This is a genomic window from Limnohabitans sp. (assembly GCF_023910625.1).
In the GTDB taxonomy this organism is placed as follows: Bacteria; Pseudomonadota; Gammaproteobacteria; order Burkholderiales; family Burkholderiaceae_C; genus Limnohabitans_A.
In genome coordinates this window covers 474,790-496,827 of record NZ_JAAVVW010000003.1, presented here as the reverse complement: position 1 = coordinate 496,827, position 22,038 = coordinate 474,790, and the positions used below count along the sequence as shown (strand labels likewise).

General features: G+C 56.4%; 21 protein-coding genes and 3 pseudogenes. 6 read left to right on the top strand and 18 right to left on the bottom strand.

The features are described 5' to 3' along the window. The first annotated feature begins 94 nt into the window (after positions 1 to 94). Positions 95 to 610 carry an antitoxin Xre/MbcA/ParS toxin-binding domain-containing protein gene (locus HEQ17_RS05470; RefSeq protein ID WP_296291801.1) on the top strand — a complete coding sequence of 172 codons (516 nt, stop codon included), beginning with the start codon at positions 95 to 97 and terminating at the stop codon, positions 608 to 610. Then, positions 607 to 1,083: an RES family NAD+ phosphorylase gene (locus tag HEQ17_RS05465; RefSeq protein ID WP_296291800.1), complete on the top strand. Its 477-nt coding sequence runs from the start codon at positions 607 to 609 to the stop codon at positions 1,081 to 1,083. The genes HEQ17_RS05470 and HEQ17_RS05465 overlap by 4 nt, the downstream gene beginning before the upstream one ends. A gap of 86 nt (positions 1,084 to 1,169) precedes the next feature. Here the strand turns inward: HEQ17_RS05465 and HEQ17_RS05460 are convergent, their stop codons facing one another. Both HEQ17_RS05460 and HEQ17_RS05455 read right to left on the bottom strand, forming a co-directional pair. Continuing rightward, positions 1,170 to 1,337 carry a hypothetical protein gene (locus HEQ17_RS05460; RefSeq protein WP_296293778.1) on the bottom strand — a complete coding sequence of 56 codons (168 nt, stop codon included), beginning with the start codon at positions 1,335 to 1,337 and terminating at the stop codon, positions 1,170 to 1,172. A 104-nt stretch (positions 1,338 to 1,441) separates the two neighbouring features. After that, a pseudogene (locus HEQ17_RS05455) lies at positions 1,442 to 2,230 on the bottom strand (IS256 family transposase); the annotation flags it as partial. A 98-nt stretch (positions 2,231 to 2,328) separates the two neighbouring features. Here HEQ17_RS05455 and HEQ17_RS05450 point away from each other — a divergent pair. Continuing rightward, the gene (locus HEQ17_RS05450; protein ID WP_296291799.1) at positions 2,329 to 3,237 is read left to right on the top strand and encodes an IS481 family transposase; all 909 of its coding nucleotides are present in this window, start codon (positions 2,329 to 2,331) and stop codon (positions 3,235 to 3,237) included. Here the strand turns inward: HEQ17_RS05450 and HEQ17_RS05445 are convergent. Beyond that, a pseudogene (locus HEQ17_RS05445) lies at positions 3,232 to 3,657 on the bottom strand (transposase); the annotation flags it as partial. The gene HEQ17_RS05450 and the pseudogene HEQ17_RS05445 sit on opposite strands and share 6 nt — an antisense overlap. 70 nt (positions 3,658 to 3,727) lie before the next feature. On the opposite strand from HEQ17_RS05445, the pseudogene HEQ17_RS05440 reads away from it, so the two are divergent. Next, positions 3,728 to 4,384: pseudogene (locus HEQ17_RS05440) on the top strand (IS256 family transposase); the annotation flags it as partial. A gap of 2 nt (positions 4,385 to 4,386) precedes the next feature. On the opposite strand, the gene HEQ17_RS05435 reads toward HEQ17_RS05440, so the two are convergent. The 14 genes from HEQ17_RS05435 to HEQ17_RS05370 form a co-directional block, all read right to left on the bottom strand. Beyond that, positions 4,387 to 4,569, bottom strand: coding sequence for a KTSC domain-containing protein (locus tag HEQ17_RS05435; protein WP_296293681.1), 183 nt, complete (start codon positions 4,567 to 4,569; stop codon positions 4,387 to 4,389). 147 nt (positions 4,570 to 4,716) lie between these two features. Then, complete coding sequence (locus tag HEQ17_RS05430; RefSeq protein ID WP_296291798.1) at positions 4,717 to 4,872, bottom strand: hypothetical protein; 156 nt, start codon at positions 4,870 to 4,872, stop codon at positions 4,717 to 4,719. Between the two features lie 118 nt (positions 4,873 to 4,990). Then, entirely contained in the window at positions 4,991 to 8,266 is a 3,276-nt protein-coding gene (locus HEQ17_RS05425) for a DEAD/DEAH box helicase family protein (RefSeq protein ID WP_296291797.1), read from the bottom strand. Positions 8,267 to 8,268: 2 nt separating this feature from the next. Next, positions 8,269 to 9,411 carry an AAA family ATPase gene (locus tag HEQ17_RS05420; protein WP_296291796.1) on the bottom strand — a complete coding sequence of 381 codons (1,143 nt, stop codon included), beginning with the start codon at positions 9,409 to 9,411 and terminating at the stop codon, positions 8,269 to 8,271. Positions 9,412 to 9,487: 76 nt separating this feature from the next. Then, a complete protein-coding gene (locus HEQ17_RS05415) occupies positions 9,488 to 10,855 on the bottom strand; it encodes a restriction endonuclease subunit S (RefSeq protein WP_296291795.1) in 1,368 nt (455 codons plus the stop codon). Then, positions 10,852 to 11,082: a hypothetical protein gene (locus HEQ17_RS05410; RefSeq protein ID WP_296291794.1), complete on the bottom strand. Its 231-nt coding sequence runs from the start codon at positions 11,080 to 11,082 to the stop codon at positions 10,852 to 10,854. The genes HEQ17_RS05415 and HEQ17_RS05410 overlap by 4 nt, the downstream gene beginning before the upstream one ends. Next, positions 11,079 to 13,427 carry a class I SAM-dependent DNA methyltransferase gene (locus HEQ17_RS05405; RefSeq protein WP_296291793.1) on the bottom strand — a complete coding sequence of 783 codons (2,349 nt, stop codon included), beginning with the start codon at positions 13,425 to 13,427 and terminating at the stop codon, positions 11,079 to 11,081. Before HEQ17_RS05405 ends, HEQ17_RS05410 begins: the two co-directional genes overlap by 4 nt. A 230-nt stretch (positions 13,428 to 13,657) precedes the next feature. Further along, positions 13,658 to 13,873, bottom strand: coding sequence for a hypothetical protein (locus HEQ17_RS05400; protein ID WP_296291792.1), 216 nt, complete (start codon positions 13,871 to 13,873; stop codon positions 13,658 to 13,660). A 39-nt stretch (positions 13,874 to 13,912) separates the two neighbouring features. After that, a protein-coding gene (locus tag HEQ17_RS05395) for an IS3 family transposase (protein ID WP_296290864.1) occupies positions 13,913 to 15,108 on the bottom strand; the annotation gives its coding sequence in 2 pieces (ribosomal slippage) (positions 13,913 to 14,853 and positions 14,853 to 15,108; 1,197 coding nt in all). 61 nt (positions 15,109 to 15,169) lie between these two features. Further along, complete coding sequence (locus HEQ17_RS05390) at positions 15,170 to 15,784, bottom strand: hypothetical protein (RefSeq protein ID WP_296291791.1); 615 nt, start codon at positions 15,782 to 15,784, stop codon at positions 15,170 to 15,172. A gap of 246 nt (positions 15,785 to 16,030) precedes the next feature. Continuing rightward, positions 16,031 to 17,029, bottom strand: a complete 999-nt coding sequence (locus HEQ17_RS05385) for a cytochrome d ubiquinol oxidase subunit II (RefSeq protein ID WP_296291790.1) — start codon at positions 17,027 to 17,029, stop codon at positions 16,031 to 16,033. Between the two features lie 50 nt (positions 17,030 to 17,079). Continuing rightward, positions 17,080 to 18,438 (bottom strand): cytochrome ubiquinol oxidase subunit I, encoded by a 1,359-nt coding sequence (locus tag HEQ17_RS05380; protein ID WP_296293680.1) that lies wholly within the window; start codon positions 18,436 to 18,438, stop codon positions 17,080 to 17,082. 24 nt (positions 18,439 to 18,462) lie between these two features. Beyond that, positions 18,463 to 19,059: a GbsR/MarR family transcriptional regulator gene (locus HEQ17_RS05375; protein ID WP_296291789.1), complete on the bottom strand. Its 597-nt coding sequence runs from the start codon at positions 19,057 to 19,059 to the stop codon at positions 18,463 to 18,465. 164 nt (positions 19,060 to 19,223) lie between these two features. Next, the gene (locus HEQ17_RS05370) at positions 19,224 to 19,391 is read right to left on the bottom strand and encodes a hypothetical protein (protein ID WP_296291788.1); all 168 of its coding nucleotides are present in this window, start codon (positions 19,389 to 19,391) and stop codon (positions 19,224 to 19,226) included. Between HEQ17_RS05370 and HEQ17_RS05365 the strand changes: the two genes are divergently transcribed. After that, entirely contained in the window at positions 19,390 to 19,746 is a 357-nt protein-coding gene (locus tag HEQ17_RS05365) for a type II toxin-antitoxin system RelE/ParE family toxin (RefSeq protein ID WP_296291787.1), read from the top strand. The genes HEQ17_RS05370 and HEQ17_RS05365 overlap by 2 nt on opposite strands. Then, a complete protein-coding gene (locus tag HEQ17_RS05360; RefSeq protein WP_296291786.1) occupies positions 19,730 to 20,062 on the top strand; it encodes an XRE family transcriptional regulator in 333 nt (110 codons plus the stop codon). The genes HEQ17_RS05365 and HEQ17_RS05360 overlap by 17 nt, the downstream gene beginning before the upstream one ends. A gap of 91 nt (positions 20,063 to 20,153) precedes the next feature. On the opposite strand, the gene lpdA is transcribed toward HEQ17_RS05360, so the two are convergent. Beyond that, complete coding sequence (gene lpdA, locus HEQ17_RS05355; protein WP_296291785.1) at positions 20,154 to 22,037, bottom strand: dihydrolipoyl dehydrogenase; 1,884 nt, start codon at positions 22,035 to 22,037, stop codon at positions 20,154 to 20,156. Position 22,038 lies beyond the last annotated feature (1 nt).

Genomic DNA, 22,038 nt, shown 5'->3' with positions numbered 1-22,038 from the left:
AGCAGACCTGACAACCTGATCCTTGGGCTCCCAAAGCCCTCTCGGCGAACTTCAAATTGTTGCAATTGCTTCACCATCATGATGTAATTGCACCATGAAATCATCAACCCTCTCAACCAACACCACAAGTCGACGCGCTGCTCTTTCGACCCTTTGGGCCTTGCTGGATGCTCCTGAACAAGACGATTCGCCACAAGCGACCACACGCGTGATGGTGGGCACACGTCTGGCCAGCCTTTCCAGCGCTGGGGCCTGCAAGCTCCTCAAGCGCGGCATTTCCAGTCAAGCCATTGGGCCGCTGGGCGATTATCTGGGGCTAGGTAAAGGGGTGATTGCGGAGTATCTTGATCTGGACCGCAGCACCGCCAACCGCCGAGCTGCCAAAGGGCAACTGTTGCCCATCCATTCGGCTGAAAGCGTCTTGCGTTTACTGGAACTTGGGCAAATGGCCACCGACACCTTTGAGACGGAAGACGAAGCCTCAGCTTGGCTGCGCCGCCCTCACCCCATGCTGGATGGCGATAGCCCTCTGGAGTTGGCCAAAACCAGTTACGGTGCACAGCGCGTGAAAGACATCCTGATTGCCATCCGATACGGCGGTGTCGTTTGACCACGGTCTGGCGAATTGGATTTTGCGAAAACCCCTCACTGCCCTCCTCCGCCATTCTTGCCAATCTGGGTTTCGGGTGGACCTTGGGCAATGGCCGCTGGCATGTCAAAGGTGCGCAGCAAGTGGTCTATGCAGCGTCTAACCGTGCGCTGTGTCAGCTCGAAAAACGCGTTCACAGCAACGGTGCCCATCCGAAAAACCAAGCCTTGATGCAACTGCAAATTCCAGATGACAGCCTCCTTATGGCCGCAAATCATTTAGGTCTGCCCGCCGACTGGCAAAGCAACGAGGCAGCAACGCAAGGGTTTGGTTTGGACTGGCTTGAATCCATGATCAGCCTGGGGCTCTGGGTGCCCTCCTTCATCGAACCGTCAGAGATGAATCTGTTGATCAACCCAGCGCACCCCGATTACCGCAGGATATTGCTCAAAATTGAGCGCTATCCTTTTAAGTTTGACCCCCGCTTGTTTTAATGGGTCAGTCCAAAGCACAAGAAGAATAAGTTCAAAGCCGCCAACCCTCGCGGGTTGACGGCTTCTTTATTTGCAGCGCGAAGCGTTTACCTCTTGCCCGGCGGCAAGTCCGTGCAGCTGCCGTGCACCACTTCTGCCGCCATGCCGATGGGATCAAACAGCGTGGGGTGTGGGTGAATGATTTTGCCGATGTCCACCGCGTCTGCGCCCATTTCGATGGCCAGAGCGATCTCGCCAAGTGGGCAAAACCACACTGGTGCGTCAGGCGCTGGAGCACTTGCAACGGGACGCTCAAGACAAGCCAAGCACGAGTCCCAAAGCCGAGGGTGTACGGCATTTTGTGTAAACGGGGCTGAGATCAGTCATTGGGCATCCTGCCTTCGAACTGAATGGTAAACCGGGTCAATGCGGCTTTCCAATCTCTGAGCGGCATCGTCCACTTCTTGCTGATGTTGTTCAGCGCCAGGTAGAACAATTTCAGCAATGCCTCATCGCTGGGGAACGAGCCCCGGCTCTTGGTCACCTTGCGCAGACTCATGTTCACCGACTCGATGGCGTTGGTCGTGTAAATGATCCGCCGAATCTCTGGAGGATATTCAAAGAACGGCACGATCCGCTCCCAGTTGCTGCACCACGATTTCACAATGGTCGGGTAGTCAGCGCCCCATTTTTCTTCGAATTCCTGCAGCCGCAGCACGGCATCATCCGCAGTTGCGCTGCTGTAGATGGTCTTCAGGTCTGCGGCCACCACTTTGCGCATCTTCCAGCTCACATAGTTCAGGCTGTGGCGCACCATGTGCACCAGACACAGCTGCACCGCCGTTTGCGGATATACAGCCTCTATTGCCTCGGGAAAGCCCTTCAAGCCATCCACGCAGGCGATGAAGATGTCAGCCACGCCCCGGTTCTTGAGCTCCGTGACCACCTGCAGCCAGAACTTGGCCCCTTCGGTCTGGGCAATCCACAGCCCCAGGATTTCCTTCTCGCCAGCCATGTTGATGCCCAAGGCCAGATATACGGCCTTGTTGCGCACCACGCCTGAGTCACGGGTTTTGACGTGGATGCAGTCCAGGTAAACGATCGGGTACAGCGCATCCAGTGGACGCGCCTGCCAAGCCTTGACCTCGTCCATGACGGCATCCGTAACGACTCAAAACGGTATCCGCTGTTCATGGCCAGAGAGGTCATGCGGCAGTTGATAGACAATCTTTGCGTCACCTCAGCAGTCCACCCGGGAGCCTTGTCATGATGATAGCCTTGCACAAAAACGCACGTACTACGCCCGCCACCCGTGCGGAGATGGCGGCCAGCACGGAGACTGCTGCCACTTTGGCGTTGCGCTTCGGCGTGAGTGAAGGCACTGTTTACAAGTGGAAGGGTCGAGACAGCTTTCATGACGCGTCCCACACCCCGCACAAGCTTCAAACCACGCTCACACCGGCGCAAGAACAGATCGTGGTCGAACTCAGAAAGACGCTGCTGTTGCCCCTGGATGATCTGCTGGCCGTCACCCGCGAGTTTCTTTGCCCCCAGGCCACACGCTCGGGTCTGGACCGTTGCTTGCGTCGCCACGGCGTTGGCAACCTCAACGCGCTCAGGCCCAAAGAGCCCACTGAGCCTCATAAAGCCTTCAAAAGCTATGAGCCGGGGTTCATCCACATCGATGTCAAATACCTGCCCCAGATGCCCGACGAGACCAGCAGGCGCTATCTGTTTGTGGCCATCGACCGCGCCACACGCTGGGTGTTTGTGCAGATCAAGAGCCACAAGACGGCAGCGGCAGCCCGAGCGTTTCTCAATGCCCTGCACAAGGCGTGCCCGATCAAGATGCAGAAAATTCTGACCGACAACGGCAAGGAGTTCACTGACAGGTTGTTTGCCAGCCGTGAGCGCCAGGCCACGGGCAACCATGAGTTTGATCAACTGTGCCAAGCCTTGAACATTGAACACCGCCTGACCAAACCACGCACGCCGCGCACCAATGGCATGGTCGAGCGCTTCAACGGGCGTATCGCTGACGTGCTCAAGACACACCGATTCACCAGCGGTGAAGATTTGGAGCAAACGCTCATGCGTTACGTGGCTCTGTACAACCATCAGTTACCCCAGTCAGCGCTTAAAAGCAAAACACCGATGAGGGCCATGAAACGATGAGATCAGCGTGGGCGACACCTCGGTGCCATACATTTCCTGGAGATGCCCCTGAATCTCACGTACCGTCATGCCTCGGGCATACAGGGACAAAATCTTGTCATCAAAACCCGTCCAGCGCGTCTGGTGCTTGGGCACGATCTGCGGCTCAAAGCTGGCGTGGCGATCACGGGGGATATCAATGGGCAGCTCGCCAAAGTCGCCTTTGAGGGTCTTTTTGCTTTTGCCGTTGCGGGCATTGCCAGCGGTATTGGCCACGCTGGCATTCTTGGTGTGACCCAAGTGCTCGGTCATCTCGGCTTCCAAAGCGCGCTCCACAAGGCGCTTGGTCAGCTGCTTGAGCAGGCCGTTCTCGCCGATGAGGTCTTCAGGTTTTTTATAGCCAGCGAGCAGCTGGTCGATCAATTCGTTGCTGACGGTCATGGTTCATCTTTCTGGATGTTCGGCAGTTTCCTGCCATTTGACCGTTTACACAAAATTTAGGACACCCTCATATCTGGCCTTGGGCATCAACATGGCGGGCGAGAAGGAAATCCTGGGGCTGTGGATTGCCCAGACCGAAGGGGCCAAGTTCTGGCTGCAGGTGGTCACGGAGCTCAAGAACCGGGGCGTGGCTGACATCTTCATCGCCTGCGTGGATGGCTTGAAGGGCTTTCCCGAGGCAATAGAGGCTGTATATCCGCAAACGGCGGTGCAGCTGTGTCTGGTGCACATGGTGCGCCACAGCCTGAACTATGTGAGCTGGAAGATGCGCAAAGTGGTGGCCGCAGACCTGAAGACCATCTACAGCAGCGCAACTGCGGATGATGCCGTGCTGCGGCTGCAGGAATTCGAAGAAAAATGGGGCGCTGACTACCCGACCATTGTGAAATCGTGGTGCAGCAACTGGGAGCGGATCGTGCCGTTCTTTGAATATCCTCCAGAGATTCGGCGGATCATTTACACGACCAACGCCATCGAGTCGGTGAACATGAGTCTGCGCAAGGTGACCAAGAGCCGGGGCTCGTTCCCCAGCGATGAGGCATTGCTGAAATTGTTCTACCTGGCGCTGAACAACATCAGCAAGAAGTGGACGATGCCGCTCAGAGATTGGAAAGCCGCATTGACCCGGTTTACCATTCAGTTCGAAGGCAGGATGCCCAATGACTGATCTCAGCCCCGTTTACACAAAATGCCGTACACCCTCTTGGACGAAGCACGGAGGAATCCCTCAAAGATGTGCTTTGGGACTCGACAAAAGTCGTATGTGTGCCCTTGTTGAAAAGTAATCTTCATTCGCATGCTGTTTTCGTCATATCCGATAGCCACGATAGCTGCTGAATTAACCCGAATCATTTCCATGTGAGCTCCCTGTTTGTCTAATCAGCAATGTGTTTTCCAATTGAGCGAATAAAGCTGCGTAGTGCTCTATGCCTGCAACCTCTTCCCAAATCCACTGCCCTCACTTGTCGTGACCCTGGATGGGCCGCTCCGGTGGATCGGTCAGATTTTGAAGGTGTTCGCAATTTGCGCCCCATACAGCGCAGCCAGGCCCACATCCAGCATGACGCGCAAGCCGCGAATCATCTGGATAGGGCTCTCAATGCGAGGCAGCTTTAACGTGTTGCAAGTGAAAATATATGAGAAAAAAGTTTGCACAAGCATATTCTGAATTTGGCCCCAAAAACCTCAGCTCAGCACAAATTTGAATTTTTAAAGACATGTCGGGCTGGCCTTCGCCCTGGTCCACCAAGGCCAGTTAAAGCTTCATCTGGCCTCAACGCCCCCCACCCTGCCCCTGCACCAGCAGATCAAACACAATCCGCGCAAAGTTGGCGGCTTTGCTGGGGTCGGCCAGTAGCTGCATCATCTGGTTCTGGTGGGCCTCGCTGCTGTCAAGGATGGCGTCGTCAATGGCCTTCGAGAAGTCACCCAGCAGGGCCTGCTCGGCTGAGTTGTTTTCGATCTGCTTCATCACCAAGATGTTCTCGCCCACCTTGTCGCGGATCGTGTAGGCGTAGTTCACCATGTCCTTGTCGGTGAGCTGGTCGGTCACAAACACCTCATTCAGGCGGTTGATGATCTGCGACAAAAACTCTTCCTTCTTGTCCTGCGGCTTGGCCGTTCCCAGTCCTTCGCCCGGCTCCAGCTTGTGGTTCTGGCTATTTTCTTGAAGTACCAAATCTTGCTGGCGCATCTTGGCCACGCGGTAGTGGCTGAGCACCACATTGCCCAGGTCGATGTCGTCTTCGTCCAGCAAGGTTTCGCGCAGCATGGGCCGCAGGTTGCGGGCGTACAGGCTGAGCTTTTCCAGATCGGTGTCGTCGTAATCCACGATCTGCGACATGAACTCATAAAAGCGCACAAAGGTGCCCAGGTCTTTCTTGAAGATTTCGAGCGCGTCTTTTTCCTTCTGGCATTCCTTCAGGCTTTTCTCCGCATTGGCGATCAGCACTGCATCGCCCGTCTTCAGGGTGCGCTCAAACATCTCCTTGGCTAGTCTGAAAGCCTCTACCGCCGATTTGTAGCGCAACTGCCAGCGTTGCACCGCCGGCTTGCAGATGTTGGCAATCGCCGCGTTGCTCTTGTTCTTCACATAAAACGCGGTGCAGAACTGCTCCACTTCCTGCCAAGTAAAAATGCCAGCGGCACGCAGCTTGTCTTGCAGCGCAAAGATCAGGTTCGGGTCTGACACATCCAGCAGCTCAGCCGTCTGGAAATACGGCTGAAACGCTTCCAGAATCTCATCCGGCTCATTGAAGAAGTCCAACACAAAGGTGCCCGTCTCGGCCTTGTTCGGGTAAGTGCGGTTCAGGCGCGACAGCGTTTGCACGCACTCCACCCCGGCCAGCTTCTTGTCCACATACATGGCGCACAGCTTGGGTTGGTCAAACCCGGTCTGGAATTTGTTGGCGACGATCATCACCTGGTAGTCGTCCGAATCAAAAGCCTTGCGCATATCGCGGCCCTTGAGGTTCGGGTTCATATTGCTTTCGGTGAACTTCTCGCCGATCAGGCCCGCCGTGATCTCACCTGCCGAACTCGGGTCTTTGTCGGTGAACAGCACCTCACCCGAAAACGCCACCATGGCGCGAATCTTCTGGTAGCCCTTGTCTGCGATGTACTTGTCAAAACACTGCTTGTAGCGCACCGCCTCCTTGCGCGAGCTGGTGACCACCATGGCCTTGGCCTGCCCACCCAGCAAGCCCATCACGTTGTCCTTGAAGTGCTCCACGATCACCATCACCTTCTGGGCAATGTTGTGGTCGTGCAGGCGCACCCATTGGTTCAGCTTCACCTTGGCCCGCTTGCTTTCCACTTCCGCGTCGGCATCTTGCACCTTCAGGGCCAGCTTGTAGGCCACCTTGTAGTTGGTGTAGTTCTTCAGCACATCAAGGATGAAGCCCTCCTCAATCGCCTGGCGCATGCTGTACACATGAAACGCCGCTGGCTTGTTGGTGCTTGAGGCCACCTCGTCCGGGCGCGGCACGCGGCCAAACAGTTCCAGCGTCTTGGGCTTGGGCGTGGCGGTAAAGGCAAAGTAGCTCAGGTTGCCAGATGCGCGGCGCGCAGCCACCGTGGCCGCAATGATGTCGTCGCTGTCCAGCTCCTCAGCATCGTCCCCTGCTTCCTTCATCAGCACCTCTTTGAGCTGCCGCGCCGTCGAGCCGCTTTGCGACGAATGCGCCTCGTCGGCAATGATGGCGTAGCAGCGCTCCTTCAAGCTCACGCTGTTTTCAATCGCCTTCAGCACATGGGGAAAGGTCTGAATGGTGACGATGATGATGGGCTGGGCCGACTCCAATGCGCCCGCCAGCTTCTCGGACTTGGAGCCGTCGCCTTCCTTGTTGTTGATGCGCCCCACCACGCCATCGGTGTGCTCAAACTGGTAGATCGTGTCTTGCAACTGCGCGTCCAGCACAGTGCGATCGGTCACCACAATGACCGAGTCAAATTGCTTTTTGCCATCGGCCTTGTACAGCGACGAGAGCTGATGCGCCACCCAGGCAATCGAGTTGGACTTGCCCGAACCCGCGCTGTGCTGAATCAGGTACTTCTGCCCCGGCCCCTCGCTGCGCGCCGCTGCGAGCAGCTTGCCCACCACGTCCCACTGGTGGTAGCGCGGAAAGATCAGGCTTTCCTTCTTGTACTTGCGGCCTTCCCAGTCTTCCTTGTCCTCAATCTGCAGGTGCACAAAGCGGGCCAGGATGTTGAGCAGGTTGTCCGGCAGCAGCACCTCATTCCACAGGTAATCCGTGGCGTAGCGGTTGATGTCATACGGCACAGCATTGCCCGCGCCGCCGTCGTGTGTGCCTTTGTTAAAGGGCAGAAAGTAGGTGCCCTCCCCCTCCAGCCGTGTGGCCATGTGCACCTCGTACTGGCTCACTGCAAAGTGCACCAGCGCACCGCGCTTGAAGGTCAGCAGCGGCTCCGCTTTTTTGGCCACCGGGTCGACAGGCAGGCGCGTGGTCTTGTATTGCCGAATGGCGCGGTCCACCGCCTGCTTAAATTCGCTTTTCAGCTCCAGCGTGGCCACCGGCACGCCATTCACAAACAACACCAGGTCAATACGCCACGCCTTAGCCTTGGTTCCTGTCTCAAGCAGGTGAGCGTCAGTCGCCCAAGGGCTGTAGACCAGCTCCGGCACCACACGCAGGCGGTTTTGGGCGTAGCGGGCCAGTGTGTCAGGGTTCAGGTCGTGCTCGGGCTTGAACTGGCACAGCGACAATCGCGCATTGCGGTCGCGCAGCTCGTGGCGCAGCACGCCCAGCGTGCCAAAGGTGCGGCTGTCTTTGTGCGTGGCATTAGGGTCGGCCTTGCCCAGTTGCGCGGCAACCAGTTGCAAAAACTTCTGCTCCGCATCCTTGGGGTGGTTGGCGCAAAACTTTTGCCACTGCGCGTCTTGAGTCTCTTGCACAAAGCCGAGCGCGTCTTCGGGGTACAGGGCCAATTCGCGGTCGTACTTGTCTGGCGAGCCGAGCAACCAGCCGTTGGCCACCAGTTGGCGAATGATGTCGTCTTGAAAGATGCGTTCGGTGGCTTGGTCGCTCATGCTTATCCTTGCATTTTGGTTTTGTACCAACCGGCCATGCTTTCGTCCTCAAGTGCATAGTCCCCATAGGCCGCCCGCCAGACCAACCCCTTTTCACGCAATGTGTCCAGCGCAGCCTGAACCGATGGAACCGATACTTTTTCTTGCTGCACCAAGTTGGCATAAGCGCGCATCGAGGCCTCGGAGAAAGGAACGTAATTTTTGCCCTGCGCGATGATGGTCTCCAGCACCGCCCGCTGAATGTCTGGCAACCCCGCGAACTCGCTTTCCATCGCGCCCCACATTCTTTCCTTGATTTCTTCAGCACCATTCTTCAGCGCCTCGCCAAGATGCTGTGCGCCCGCATCCAGGGCAATGTCACCGACGATACTGCGCAGCATCTCAGGACGGTGCCCCACCAGCTTGAAGGCTTCAAAAACCTCCTCGTAGGTAAATTGGTTGTCATCCGCCAGCAAGGGGTTCACAAAGTCCGTATAAGCGTCGGTGAAGTCCTTGGTCAGCAAGGGGAAACGCGTCACTTGGGAGCCAAAAAAAGGCTGGGTGCGTTTCAGCACCAGGTGGGCCAATTTGTCGCGGTTAGAACCCGTTAAAACAATAAACAGGCCTTGCTGCCCACTGCCTTGGTTCAAGTGATCGCGTGCCGCCTTGAGCGCAAACATGGCATCCACCCCGGCCTGGGTTGAGAGCGCATGCTGTGCTTCGTCAATGACGATGGCGACGGGTGCCTTCCCGGCTTCAACCAATGCCTCCAGCGCATCCGCCAGCGTCAGTCCCGTTGGCAGTTCTAGCGAATCGAGGTTGAGGCTCAGGGCACCGAACACATTCACTTTTTCCAGCCCGCTCGCCTTGGCCATCTTGGCGATGACGCCCGCAAAAGTGCTGATTTTCGCTTTCACGGCGCTGGTAATGAGTAAGGCCGGGTCTTTGGATTTGTCTGCCCAAAGGTCCACATAGATCGTGGTCCAGCCACGCTTTTGCATGGCGGGCAGCATGTCTTCACGCAAGAAAGTGCTTTTCCCCGTGCGTCTTGGCGCTGCCAGGAACAAGCCGGAGCGGCTGTCCGCCAAGCCGTGACCCCCAAGGCTTTCGCAATAACTGTCCGCCAGACTTGGACGGTGGAACGTAAAAGGCTTGATCGCACTCATCTTGGACTCCGACTTATGGCAACTTATGGAGAAAAGTATAACTTATGATTTTCGGCATAAGTTTGGATAAGTTGGCTCAACATTCGACGCTGACCTCCTCTTGGGCGGCGGCGGGTTGCCAATCGCGTACGTCGATCTTGCCGGTGACGGCGGCGGAGATCAGGGCGGTGCGGCGTTCTTGCATGAGCTCTATTTGTCCCTGAGCTTGGAGAATGATTTTGTCGAACTTAGCGCTTTTTTCTTGCAAAGATTGGGCGATTTCGATTGCTTCTGATAGCGGAGGCCTGGTTATTGAGAGGTTCTCGATAACCTTCATTCCAATGTTCTGCTGTGTTCCGAAGCTCCAGCTGATTGCGACTGCATCCGCAAAGTTTCTTGAACGCATAAAGTTCAAAACAAAATACGGATAGCTCAACTCATTGCATCTAATGGCAGCGAGTGGTGACCAAATATTGAAGACATCATCAGTTTCGACAATAGCTGTCACACCTGTTGTCGCACCTGACTTGACCATATAAATGTCGAATTTTTTTGGTGAATACTTCTTCGAATAACGTTGATTGTCTGCATCAGAAATGTGCGCGCGAATTTTTTCGAAATCAATTCGACCGGACGAAACAGCTTCTGCGGACACAAAGGGGATACCGGTATCAAAGAACTCGGGCGTTTCGTGTGGACCGTCGGTTATCGGTGTTGAAACAATGTGCTTGATTGCATGCACATCCCAATGTGCAGGGACTTCACCCAGCCACTCCACGCCGGAGTCTTTCATCGGGGCGTTGGGGTTGAGGCCTTTGGTGACGGCGTGGCTGATGACGGCTTGGCGCTTTTCTTTGAGCAACTCAATCAGCCGCTGCTGCTTCTCGATCAATGCATCAATCTTCGCCGTTTCGTGGTCGAGGAAATCGGCAATGGACTTCTGTTCTTCTTTATTTGGAATCGGACAACCGATATCACCCAACAACTCTAAATTTAGGCCATCTCGAAGGTCACCTCCGGCCATGTTTCTGATGTTCTGGTAGTTTGAGTACAACCACCAGAATAAATAACGTGAACTCTGTAAGTCATGAGGAACGATGGCACCCATAGACTGATTGCACGTCGCATCTATTGCAAGCTGTGCAATCATCCCCTTGGTTTTGCCTTGCCCAGCAAGTGCCATCACTAGTGCGTTTTTAGGAATCCATTTCGCGCTGCTGTTCTTGTAAGCTGCTTCTGTAATGTAGGTTGATACTTCCGAAATCAAACCTTGATTTACTTCGCCAGAATTAATCCAAGGCACTGAACCATTTTCCCAATACTCTTCGATGGCCTTAGATGGCGTTCCTCCAGCATATAGTTTTGCGATCCAACGAAGATGTACAGCATCCCAGTGCTTGGGTGTTCTATCTGCCCATTCGACTCTTGAGTTTTCGTACTCTGGATAAGCCTTATACCGACTCATTCCGCATCCCCCTTACCCTCGTTCGCCAAATAGAACTCATGCAGTTTGGCCTGCAGCAGCTTCTTTTCGGGCAACTGGGTTTGGCAGCTGACTCTTACTGCATCGGGGTGAGTTGGTCGCACCAGTGGCGAGACTTTTGGCAATTCTCTCGACAGTGTTGAGAGTTTTCGAAATGGTGTCACCGGTGGTGACACCAATTGCGGGGAGGGATAAGCCAGGCAGCTCATGAATGCACCTCGCGCAGCAGCGCCATGATCTCGGCGCTCACGGCATCCAGATCGGAGTCAATTTCTGCCAATGGCCGTGGCGGCTGGTATTGGTAGAAGTGGCGGTTAAACGGAATCTCGTAGCCGACGATGCCGATCTCGCCATCTTTGGCGTCTCGCTTGCTGGCGTCTATCCACGCGTCCGCAACATGCGGCTGCACTTCGGCGATGAAGTAGGCCTCCACGCTGGCGCTCACGGTGCGGCTGGGGTCTAGCGCCACGTTTTCAAAGTCGCGCAGCTCGCCATCGGCTTGGTATTCGATGATTTCTTTGTTCACGTCGAACAGGCCATACAGTGGCTTGGCTTTGCCTTTGTGAACCTTCTTGATCACCTTTGCGGCGGCGGTGTTCTTCCAGCTCACGGCATCGGCGATCTGCTTTTTCTCTTTGGCGTCCAGCACGAATTTGTCACCATGGCCTGCCCGCTTGCTGGCGGCTTTGATGGCTTCGTCATAGCCATTGAAGTCGTCGCACTGCACTGAGCCTATAGCGCCCTGCAAGACGCGGGCTTTGAGCAGCACGGCCTTTTGTGCCAGCCAGGTGCTGGCATCAAGCAGGTCTTTGATCTGCTTTTCTTTGAGGTCGGCAAAGTGGCTTTTGAGGTAGGCGCGGATTTCGACGGCGTAGTCGTCAAGCTGGCCGTAGAGCTCGCAATCTGCCGCATCTTGCCAGTGGTCCTGACCATACTCGGTGTAGATCCACTGCATGGCCGCATTCAGGGTGCCGGACTCAAAGCGCAGGTTGGCGATGCGTTCATCGCTGAACTGCCACGACAAACGCAGTGGCCGTTCGATGGTGATGCGGCGGTAGCCAAACTCATGCGTGGCAAAAATTTTGCTGGCGAAGGTTTTGACGGCTTCGGGCTTGGGGGTGAGCTTGGAGTTGGTGGCTTGGCGGCCACGGTTGCTTTTGACTTCGGCCGGTTTGTCGAGTGCCTGCGCTTGGACCACCTCAAACTTGCCAAAGCAGCGGGTGATGGTGGCGATGTCACCCTCGTCCATGACATGGCGCTTGCTGCCCAGCGATTTGCGCATCTTGCCGCAGAGGTTGACGCCGTTGATGAGCTGCACCCGGCCCTTGCGCTCGGCAGGCTTTTTGTTCGACAGCACCCACACATAAGTGGCAATGCCGGTGTTGTAGAACATGTCGGTGGGCAGTGCGACGATGGCCTCTAACAGATCGCTCTCCAGAATATGGCGGCGAATTTCGGATTCGCCCGAAGCTGCGCCGCCGGTGAACAGCGGCGAGCCATTGAGGATGATGCCGATGCGAGAGCCACCTTCCTTCACATCACGCAGCTTGCTGATGAGGTGGAGCAAAAACAGCAGCGAGCCGTCAGACACACGCGGCAGGCCAGGGCCAAAGCGGCCATCAAAGCCTTTGAGGGTGTGTTCGTCGGCAATGTCGCCTTCGATCTTTTTCCAGTCCACACCAAAGGGCGGATTGGAGAGCATGTAGTCGAACTTGCTGGCGTAAAGGTGGTCGTTGGAGAGCGTGTTGCCGAGCTTGATGTTGCTGACTCCCTGCCCCTTGATGAGCATGTCGGCCTTGCAGATGGCGTAGCTCTCAGGGTTCAGCTCCTGACCAAAGGCACGCATGGCGGCTTGGGGGTTCAGCTCGTGCACATATTCCATGCCCGCCGACAGAAAGCCGCCGGTGCCCGCTGTCGGGTCGTAAATGGTGCGGATGATGCCGGGCTTGGTGAGGGCTTCGTCATCTTCCATGAACACCAGCGAGGTGGTGAGGCGCACGATGTCGCGCGGGGTGAAGTGTTCGCCAGCCGTTTCGTTCGAGCTTTCGGCAAACTTGCGGATCAGCTCTTCAAACACCAGGCCCATTTCGTAGTTGGATACGGCTTTGGGGTGCAGGTCCATGGTGCGGACTTTTTGCACCATCTTGTAGAGCAGGTTGGCGTCGTTCAGCAGGCCAATGAATTCGGTGAACTTGAAGTGGTCAAAAATCTCGCGGGCGTCTTTGGAAAAGCACTGAATGTAGCGTTCCAGATTGGCCTTGATGCCCGACTCGCCCAAGGTGCTCAGGTCCATGGGCGAGGTGTTGAAAAAGCTTAAGCCCCCGGTTGTACGCAGCAGCAGCTTTTCCTTGGCCTCTTCGGCAATGGCCATCTTCTCCACCTTGGCGGCTTCGGCCAGCACAGCAGACTTGCTGCTTTCCAACACACATTCCAGACGGCGCAGCAGGGCAAAAGGTAGGATGACGCGGCCGTATTGGCTCTGTTTGAAGTCACCGCGCAGCAGGTCGGCCAGCGCCCACAGATCGGCGGCGAGGTTGTTGGTTTCTTGGGTCATTTTTTACGAATGAGGGGTTGGAGTTTCAACCTGATAGTCCACAAGTATTACACGGGGTTGAGGGTGAATTGGCCAAGCCATGCGCTGGCCTGCATAGAAAAAAGCCGCCATGCCGATGCTATCGTCCTGCGTTGTTTATGGGTGAATTGATTGCTCCAACTGCGCTAATCTTGCATCTTCGGGAAAAGTTGGCTGTAGGGTAGTTTGCGGCGATAAAACCGCACAATGGATCAATGTTGGTAGCGAGCATCGAGCATAAAACGGTCCTTCAGCAAAGGGTGATTTCCAATATAGGCCCAAACTGCTTGATCTTCTTGGATGGACTCGTGACCGTAGACTGAATCCAAAGCGGCGATGATATCGATCACCAACCGGTTTTTGCATAGCGCTTGGATGTGTTTATTTGCATCCTTGCGTTCTTTTTGCAGCTGTGCAATGAGAAGCAATGAACCTGCCCCTGTTTGACGTACCTCTTAGCCGCTTTATTATGCGGCCTTCAATCGCTGTGCCGCGTCCCAGCGTTTCTCAAACTGCATCGGACTGACGTAGCCCAACGTGGAGTGCAACCGCCGGTGGTTGTAGAACGTCAGCCAGTCAATCACCTCATCCATCGCCTGTCTGCGGGTTGCAAACCTCTGCCCGTATAGCCTGCCCACTTTGAGTCGGCCCCACAGACTCTCCGTGGGTGCGTTGTCCCAGCAGTTTCCCTTGCGACTCATGGAGCTTCTCATCTTGTAACCCGCCAGCGTGCCCTGGAACTCATGCCCGCAGTATTGGCTGCCTCGGTCCGAATGGAAGATCAGGCCTGGCGCTGGCTGACGCCGGAACCATGCCATCTTTAACGCGTCTGTCACCAGGCTGCTTTGCATGTGCGGCTGCATGCTCCATCCCACCACCTGGCGGCTGAACAGGTCAATGATAGCTGCCAGGTACAACCAACCCTCGTCCGTGGCGATGTAGGTGATGTCGCCCGTCCAGACCTGGTTGGGCGCTGTCGGGGTGAAGTTGCGTTTGACCAGGTCAGGCGCAATGGGCAGATGGTGTTTGCTATCCGTGGTAACGACAAACTTGCGTTTGCACCTGGCACGGATGCCGTGCAACTGCATCAAGCGGCGTACCCGCTCTTTGCCGACCCGATGCCCACGCGCCACCAATTCCTTCCACATCTTGGGCCAGCCGTATTCCCCTTTGACTTCTGCATGGATGGCGCGCATGTGCGCCAATAGTGCTTCGTCGCTCATGCGTTTGTGAGCACCGGGCTTACTGGGTTTGGGGAACTTCTTGCGTCGGCCATGTTCAAAGTAGCCGCTGGTGCTCACGCCAAGCACTTCGCAGGCCAAGGAGATGGGCCAATGGGCTTTGTTGCTGGCTATCCAGGCGTACTTCACAGTGATTCCCGAGCGAAGTACGCCGTGGCTTTTTTTAGGATGTCGCGCTCCATGGTCACGCGGGCCAATTGCGCTCTAAGGCGGGCCAGCTCCATTTGCTCCGCACTGACAGGCTTATCCCCCGCGCCTTTAAGTTGGCCCTTGGCACTGAGCTTGACCCAGTTGTCCAAGCTTGCTTTGGGGATGCCCAACACTTTGGCTGTGACCGATACCGCCTGTCCGCCTTTGACCAGCCTGACCGCCTCCATCTTGAATTCCAGCGTGTACTTGGCCCGTTTTCTCGTTTCACTCATTTCGTTCTCCTTGAACTGATTTTTAACCATCCGCTAAGCAGTACGTTTTTCGGGGGCAAGGTCACAATGCCGGACGCCACCAGTCATACGCAAAATCTACATGGCTGACTATCGATTTTGAAGACTGCCGCTGCGCAAGCATTGAAAAGAAGTTCATCATGTCATCTAGTTTCAAGCGATCATGCCTCTCCAGGTACTCAAATGCTTGTTCATCGACGGCCGCTTGCTTTTCAGGGTCAAGCTCGCAGAGGGTTTGACGTACGGCGTCAGTGCTGGGATAAGGCAGCTGCTCAACTGCAAAAAGCTTACTTGCAACATATTCGCCATAGTCTCTGTTTCTGATTGCGGCAATCAAAACTCTGTAAGCGGCATTTTTAGTGGCTTGGAACTCTGCACTGGTCAATATTTGGAACATTTCCAAGATTGATCGCTCAACAGCCTCAAGTCGGGCCTGAGAAGCTTGCTGCGCCTGGAAAATCAAGGTAATGATCACACCGCCGAACGCGAGCGCCGTAAACAACACATTGAGAACGTTGTAGCTGGAGTTGAGCGGTTCCTTAAACGTGTTCTCCGGCAAGGACAAGGCAAGCGGATATGTGGCGCCCCAAATGACCAAGATACACAAAATGACCAGCAACGCTGCACTGACCGGGGTGAGTTTGGGGAAGAGTTTCATGCGAGTCAAAAAATATGAGAACTTCCGAATAGTAAATCTAATTGAATGAATTCGGGTGAAGCACAGGATTTGGTGCATCACAAGACTTAGGCTAGCGTCTAATCGCCAAGAAAAAAGCCGCCACTCCTCTCAGGTTGGCGGCTTCTTTATTTGCAGCGCGAAGCGTTTACTTCTTGCCAGGCGGCAAGTCCGTGCAACTACCATGCGCCACTTTTACCGCCATGCCGATGCTTTCGCCCAGCATTTTCAGCCGTACTTGAGCGCAGTCGCCTTGCCCCAAAACACGCGGTACATGAACACCGTGTAAGCGATGATCACCGGCAGCGTGATCGCCACACCGACAAAAATCACATTCAGCGACGCGGTGCTGATGGCGGCTTCCCACACCGTCATGCGGCCGATCACGATGTCCGGGAAGATGCTGTAGGCCAAGCCGAAGAAGGCCAGGACAAAAATCAACACGGTATTGGCAAACACCAACCAGCCATACCCCGCGCTCACCAAGTTCGCACGCGTGAGCACCCAGCGCATGGCAAAGAACGCCAGGGCGCACATGAGGGGGACCGGCAGCAGGGCAAACACCTGCGGCACCCCAAACCATTTCTCCAGAACGCCCTCTTTCACCAGCGGCGTGGCCGCCGATATGGCCAGCAAGGCAGCCGCCATGGGCCACAGCACGCGCTTGGCCCAGCGCACGGCTTTTTGCTGCAGATCGCCTTCGGTTTTCATGATCAACCAGCCCGAACCCAGCAGCACATAAGCGGCGGGCAAAGTGATGGCGATGCCCAGGCTAAACGCCCAGCCCAGCGGCCCATTGGCAAAACCGGTGATGTAACTGCCCAGCATCCAACCCTGCGATGCACTGGCCATGAGCGAGCCGGCGAAAAACGCGCGGTTCCAGAACGACTTGTACTTCAGCGGTGCTTTCACCCGGAAGTCAAACGCCACACCGCGCAGGATCAACCCGATCAGCATCACCGCCACGGGCAGGTACAGCGCTTGCAGCACCAGACCATGGGCCATCGGAAAGGCGACCAACAACACGCCCACGCCCAACACCAGCCAGGTCTCGTTGGCGTCCCAAAAGGGGCCGATGCTGGCGATCATGGTGTCCTTCTCGGCGTCGGTCGCTTGCAAGAGCAGCAAGCCAACGCCCAAGTCGTAACCATCCAAAATCACATAAGCCAGCAGGGACAGCCCCATCACGGCCAAGAAAAACAGTGGCAGAAATTCAGCCCAAGTCATGGTCGCCTTTCAAATTCATTTTCAAAAACACATCAGCTGGGAGTGGTGCATCACACCCCGGCTTTGCCCAACAAGGCACCCGAGGGTGCTTCCAGTCTGTGTTCTTTGGGGTTCTCAGCCATGTACTTCAACACGCCGACATAAGTCACCAACAGCAAGCCGTAGACCACCAAGTAGGCGGTTAAGGTGAGTGCAATGTAGGGCGGCGGCAAAGTGGTGGCGGCTTCGCTGGTGCGCATGAAGCCATGCACCAAGAAGGGCTGGCGACCGATCTCGGTCACGTACCAGCCCGCCAGCGTAGCGACCCAGCCGGAGAACGCCATACCCGAGAGCACCCACAACAAGGGCTTGGGCAGTGTCACTTCTGGCTGACGGCGCTGAAGCCACAAGCGCCAAGCGGTAAAGCCAGCCACCAACAGCATCAGCGAACCCACACCCACCATCACCCGAAAGGCATAAAACACCGGTGCCACGGGTGGGTGCACACCTTCAAATTCATTGATGCCTTTGACTTCACCGTCCAACTCGTGGGTCAGGATCAAGCTGGCCACTTTGGGGATCTTCACCGCATAGTGGGTGGTGCGTGCTTCTTGGTCGGGAATGCCAAACAGCGTCAGCGGTGCGCCGCGCTCGGTTTCCCAGATGCCTTCCATGGCCGCGACCTTGGCCGGCTGGTGCTCCAGTGTGTTGAGGCCGTGCATGTCGCCCACGAGGAACTGCAGAGGCATCACGCAAGCAGCAGTGAAAACGGCCGCACGCATGGCTTTGTGGGTGCCCCGCGTGGCGCTGCCTTTGATCAGTTGCCAAGCGCACAGACCCGCGATCAAGAACGACGCGGTCAGCGCCGAGGCGAGCAATTTGTGCGCGAAACGGTAAGGGAACGAGGGGTTAAACACCACCGCCAACCAATCGGTGGGGATGAATTGGCCGTTGACGATTTCAAAACCTGCCGGGGTGTGCATCCAGGAGTTCAAGCTCAGGATCCAAAAGGCCGACATGGTGGTGCCAAACGCCACCAGAAAAGTGGCCACCAGGTGCACCCGCTCGCTCACCCTGCCACGACCAAACAGCATGATGCCCAAGAAGCTGGCCTCCAGGAAAAACGCTGTCAGCACCTCATAACCGAGCAGCGGCCCAGAAATATTGCCCGTGCGCTCCATGAAGCCTGGCCAATTGGTGCCGAACTGGAAGCTCATCACAATGCCCGAGACCACGCCCAGGGCAAAGGTCAGCGCGAACACCTTGGTCCAGAAATAGTAAGCCTCTTCCCAGGCCACATCACGGGTGCGGGCGAAGCGCAAGCGGAAGAACAACAAGAACCAGCACAGCGCGATGGTGATGGTGGGGAACAGGATGTGAAAGCTGATGTTCGCAGCAAACTGGATGCGCGAGAGGATGAGTGCGTCGATGTCCATAGTGGCTTTCTTTGGGGGTCAAGCGCTGTCGCGTGTTTGGCTGATGGCCGGTGCTTTGTTGCCGCGACCGGTCAAGCGGTCTTTGAATTCAAGCACCTTGGTCACCGTGGCGCCCATGCCCATGAGCTGCATGGCGGTTTCGGGCGCGAGTTTTTGCACGTCATCAAACCAGGTCATGAGGCGGTCAATCAGGTCGTGCATTTCGCGCATGCGCTGCTGGGCATGGCGCTCAGCGTCGGTGCTGGGCGTCTCGAGCAAGGCGGTTCTCAGCATGGACAGCGTGGGCTCGATTTCACGGCGGCGGCGCTCTTCGGCCAGCACCCGAAAGATTTCCCACACGTCGGCGGGCGCCTCAAAGTACTCGCGCCGGTCGCCCGCTTGGTGGCGCAACCGCACCAAGCGCCAAGCCTGCAGCTCTTTGAGGCCCATGCTGACGTTGGAGCGCGAGAACGCCAGCGCTTCGGCAATCTCATCGGCATTCAAGGCCTGCGGCGAGACATAAAGTAGCGCGTAAATTTGGCCCACGGTGCGGTTGATGCCCCACTTGCTGCCCATTTCACCGAAATGCGCGATGAACTCGCGGTTGAGGGGGGGAATTTGATCTGAGATGGCCATGGTGCGATTCTAGCCCCGCCTTTTGAATTTTCAGAAAAGACAGAAATATCAGGAACGAATGCAGGGTTATCCCGCATCGTTGGGCATTGCTAGCCCAGTGAAAAGCCCCGGACAGTTTCCCGTCCGGGGCTTTGGTGCGGTCAGCGCGTCAGCGTCGAGGTCAGTTACTTCTTGCTAGGCGGCAAGTCCGTGCAACTACCATGCGCCACTTCTACCGCCATGCCGATGGGATCAAACAGCGTGGGGTGTGGGTGGATCGTTTTGCCGATGCGCACGGCGTTGGCGCTCACGTGAATGTCAAAAAAGTACTTTTTAAGGTACACTACAACCATGTCGACGAGCAGAAAAACCCCTGCAATTTTCTACCGTTCTGCCTCTGGCAGCGAACCTGTTCGCGAATGGCTGAAGACTTTGGACAAAGCAGATCGCCAAACCGTCGGTGAAGACATTGCCTATGTCCAATACAAATGGCCCATAGGCAAACCACGAGTCGATCACTTGCGAGGGCCGATCTGGGAAGTGCGCAGCAAGATCGGCAACCGCATCGCACGCGTGCTTTTTGCGGTGGAGGAGTCCGAAATGATTTTGCTGCATGCCTTTGTCAAGAAGACCCAGCAAACCAACCCCGCCGATATTGAACTGGCGACCAAACGCTTGAAGGAGTGGCTCAATGGCCAAAGCAACTAAAGTCAATCCCCACACGGGCAGCAGTTTTGATGACTTCCTCAAAGAGGACGGCATTTATGAAGAAGTGCAGGCCCGTGCGCTCAAACGCGCACTGGCCGAGCAACTGAACGACGCCATGCAAAGCGGCAAGCTCAGCAAAGTGAATATGGCACAACGCATGTCCACCAGCCGCTCCCAATTGGACCGCGTGCTGGACCCGAGCAACCTGTCCATTCAGCTCGACACCCTGGTCAAAGCAGCCAGCGCAGTGGGCAGAACGGTCGAAATTAGACTCAAGCGCGAGACCAAACGAACACGGGTCACCACGACACAGTGAAAGTCAAAGCCAAGTATGCGCCACCCGCTAAAAAGCCCGAACCGTTGCCGGTTCGGGCTTTTGCTTTTGTGTGGCTATCGACTCAGTGCGTTTACTTCTTGCCAGGCGGCAAGTCGGTGCAGCTACCGTGCGCCACTTCCGCCGCCATGCCGATGCTTTCGCCCAGCGTGGGGTGTGGGTGGATGGTTTTGCCGATGTCTACAGCGTCTGCGCCCATCTCAATCGCCAAAGCGATCTCGCCAATCATGTCGCCCGCATGCGTGCCCACCATGCCGCCGCCCAAGATCTTGCCGTGGCCCCCATTCGCATGCACCTCGGGCGAATCGTCAAACAGCAGTTTGGTCACGCCTTCGTCGCGGCCGTTGGCAATGGCGCGGCCCGAAGCCGACCAAGGGAACAAGCCCTTTTTCACCTTGATGCCTTGCGCTTTGGCTTGGTCTTCGGTCAAGCCCACCCAGGCCACTTCGGGGTCGGTGTAGGCCACGCTGGGGATGACGCGGGCGTTGAACGCAGCGGCAGCGAGTTCTTTGTTGCCTTGCAGTTCGCCCGCAATCACTTCGGCCGCCACGTGTGCTTCGTGCACCGCCTTGTGCGCCAACATGGGCTGGCCCACGATGTCGCCAATGGCAAAGATGTGCGGCACGTTGGTGCGCATTTGAATGTCGACGTTGATGAAACCGCGGTCGGTGACAGCGACACCAGCTTTTTCAGCAGCGAGTTTTTTGCCATTGGGCGTGCGGCCCACGGCTTGCAACACGAGGTCGTACACCTGTGGCGCGGGGGCCGCAACGCTTGCGTTGCTTCCGTTCTCGCCGGGTTCGGCGCTCTCGAACGTGACTTCAATGCCTTCGGGCAAGGCGCGTGCGGACACGGTCTTGGTCTTGAGCAGCTGCAAGTCAAAGCGCTTGGCGTTCATCTTTTGCCAGACTTTGACCAGGTCGCGGTCAGCGCCTTGCATGAGGCCGTCCATCATTTCCACCACGTCCAGGCGTGCGCCCAGCGTGCTGTACACCGTGCCCATCTCTAGGCCGATGATGCCGCCGCCCAAAATCAGCATGCGCTTAGGAACACTCTGGAGTTCCAAAGCGCCGGTGCTGTCCACAACCCGAGGGTCGTTGGGCATAAAAGGCAAACGCACGGCTTGTGAACCTGCAGCGATGATGGCCTTCTTGAAGGCGATCACTTTTTTGCTGCCGTTTTGTTCTTGCGCGGTGCCAGTGGTCTCGGACACCTCGAGGTGGTTGGCGCCCACGAATTGGCCCAAGCCGCGCAAGGTCGTGACCTTGCGCATTTTGGCCATGGCAGCCAAACCGCCGGTGAGTTTACCGATGACTTTTTCTTTGTGGCCGCGCAGCTTGTCGATGTTGACCACCGGCTTGCCAAAGTCCACGCCCAGATCGGCCATGTGGCTGACTTCGTCCATCACCGCTGCGACGTGCAGCAAAGCTTTGGATGGAATGCAACCCACGTTCAAACACACGCCGCCCAAGGTGGCGTAGCGCTCGACGATGACGACGTTCAAGCCGAGGTCAGCGGCGCGAAAGGCAGCCGAGTAACCGCCGGGGCCACCGCCCAACACGAGCACGTCGCACTCAATGTCGGCCGAGCCGCCAAAGGATGAGGCGGTGGGTGCAGGGGCTGATGTAACAGGCGCAGCTGCAGCGGGTGTTGCTGCAGCTGGAGCCGCTGAAGATGCAGCAGCTGGTGCAGCAGCGGCAGCCGGGGCCGACGCAGCGCCCTCGCCTTCCAGCACCAACACCACCGAGCCTTGTTTGACCTTGTCGCCGAGCTTGACCTTGAGTTCCTTGACCACACCACCGTGGCTACAAGGAATTTCCATGGAGGCCTTGTCGCTCTCCACGGTGATCAAACTTTGGTCAGATTTGACGGTGTCGCCCACCTTGACCATCAACTCGATCACGGTGACTTCGTCGAAGTCGCCAATGTCGGGAACTTGAATATCTATCAGTGCCATA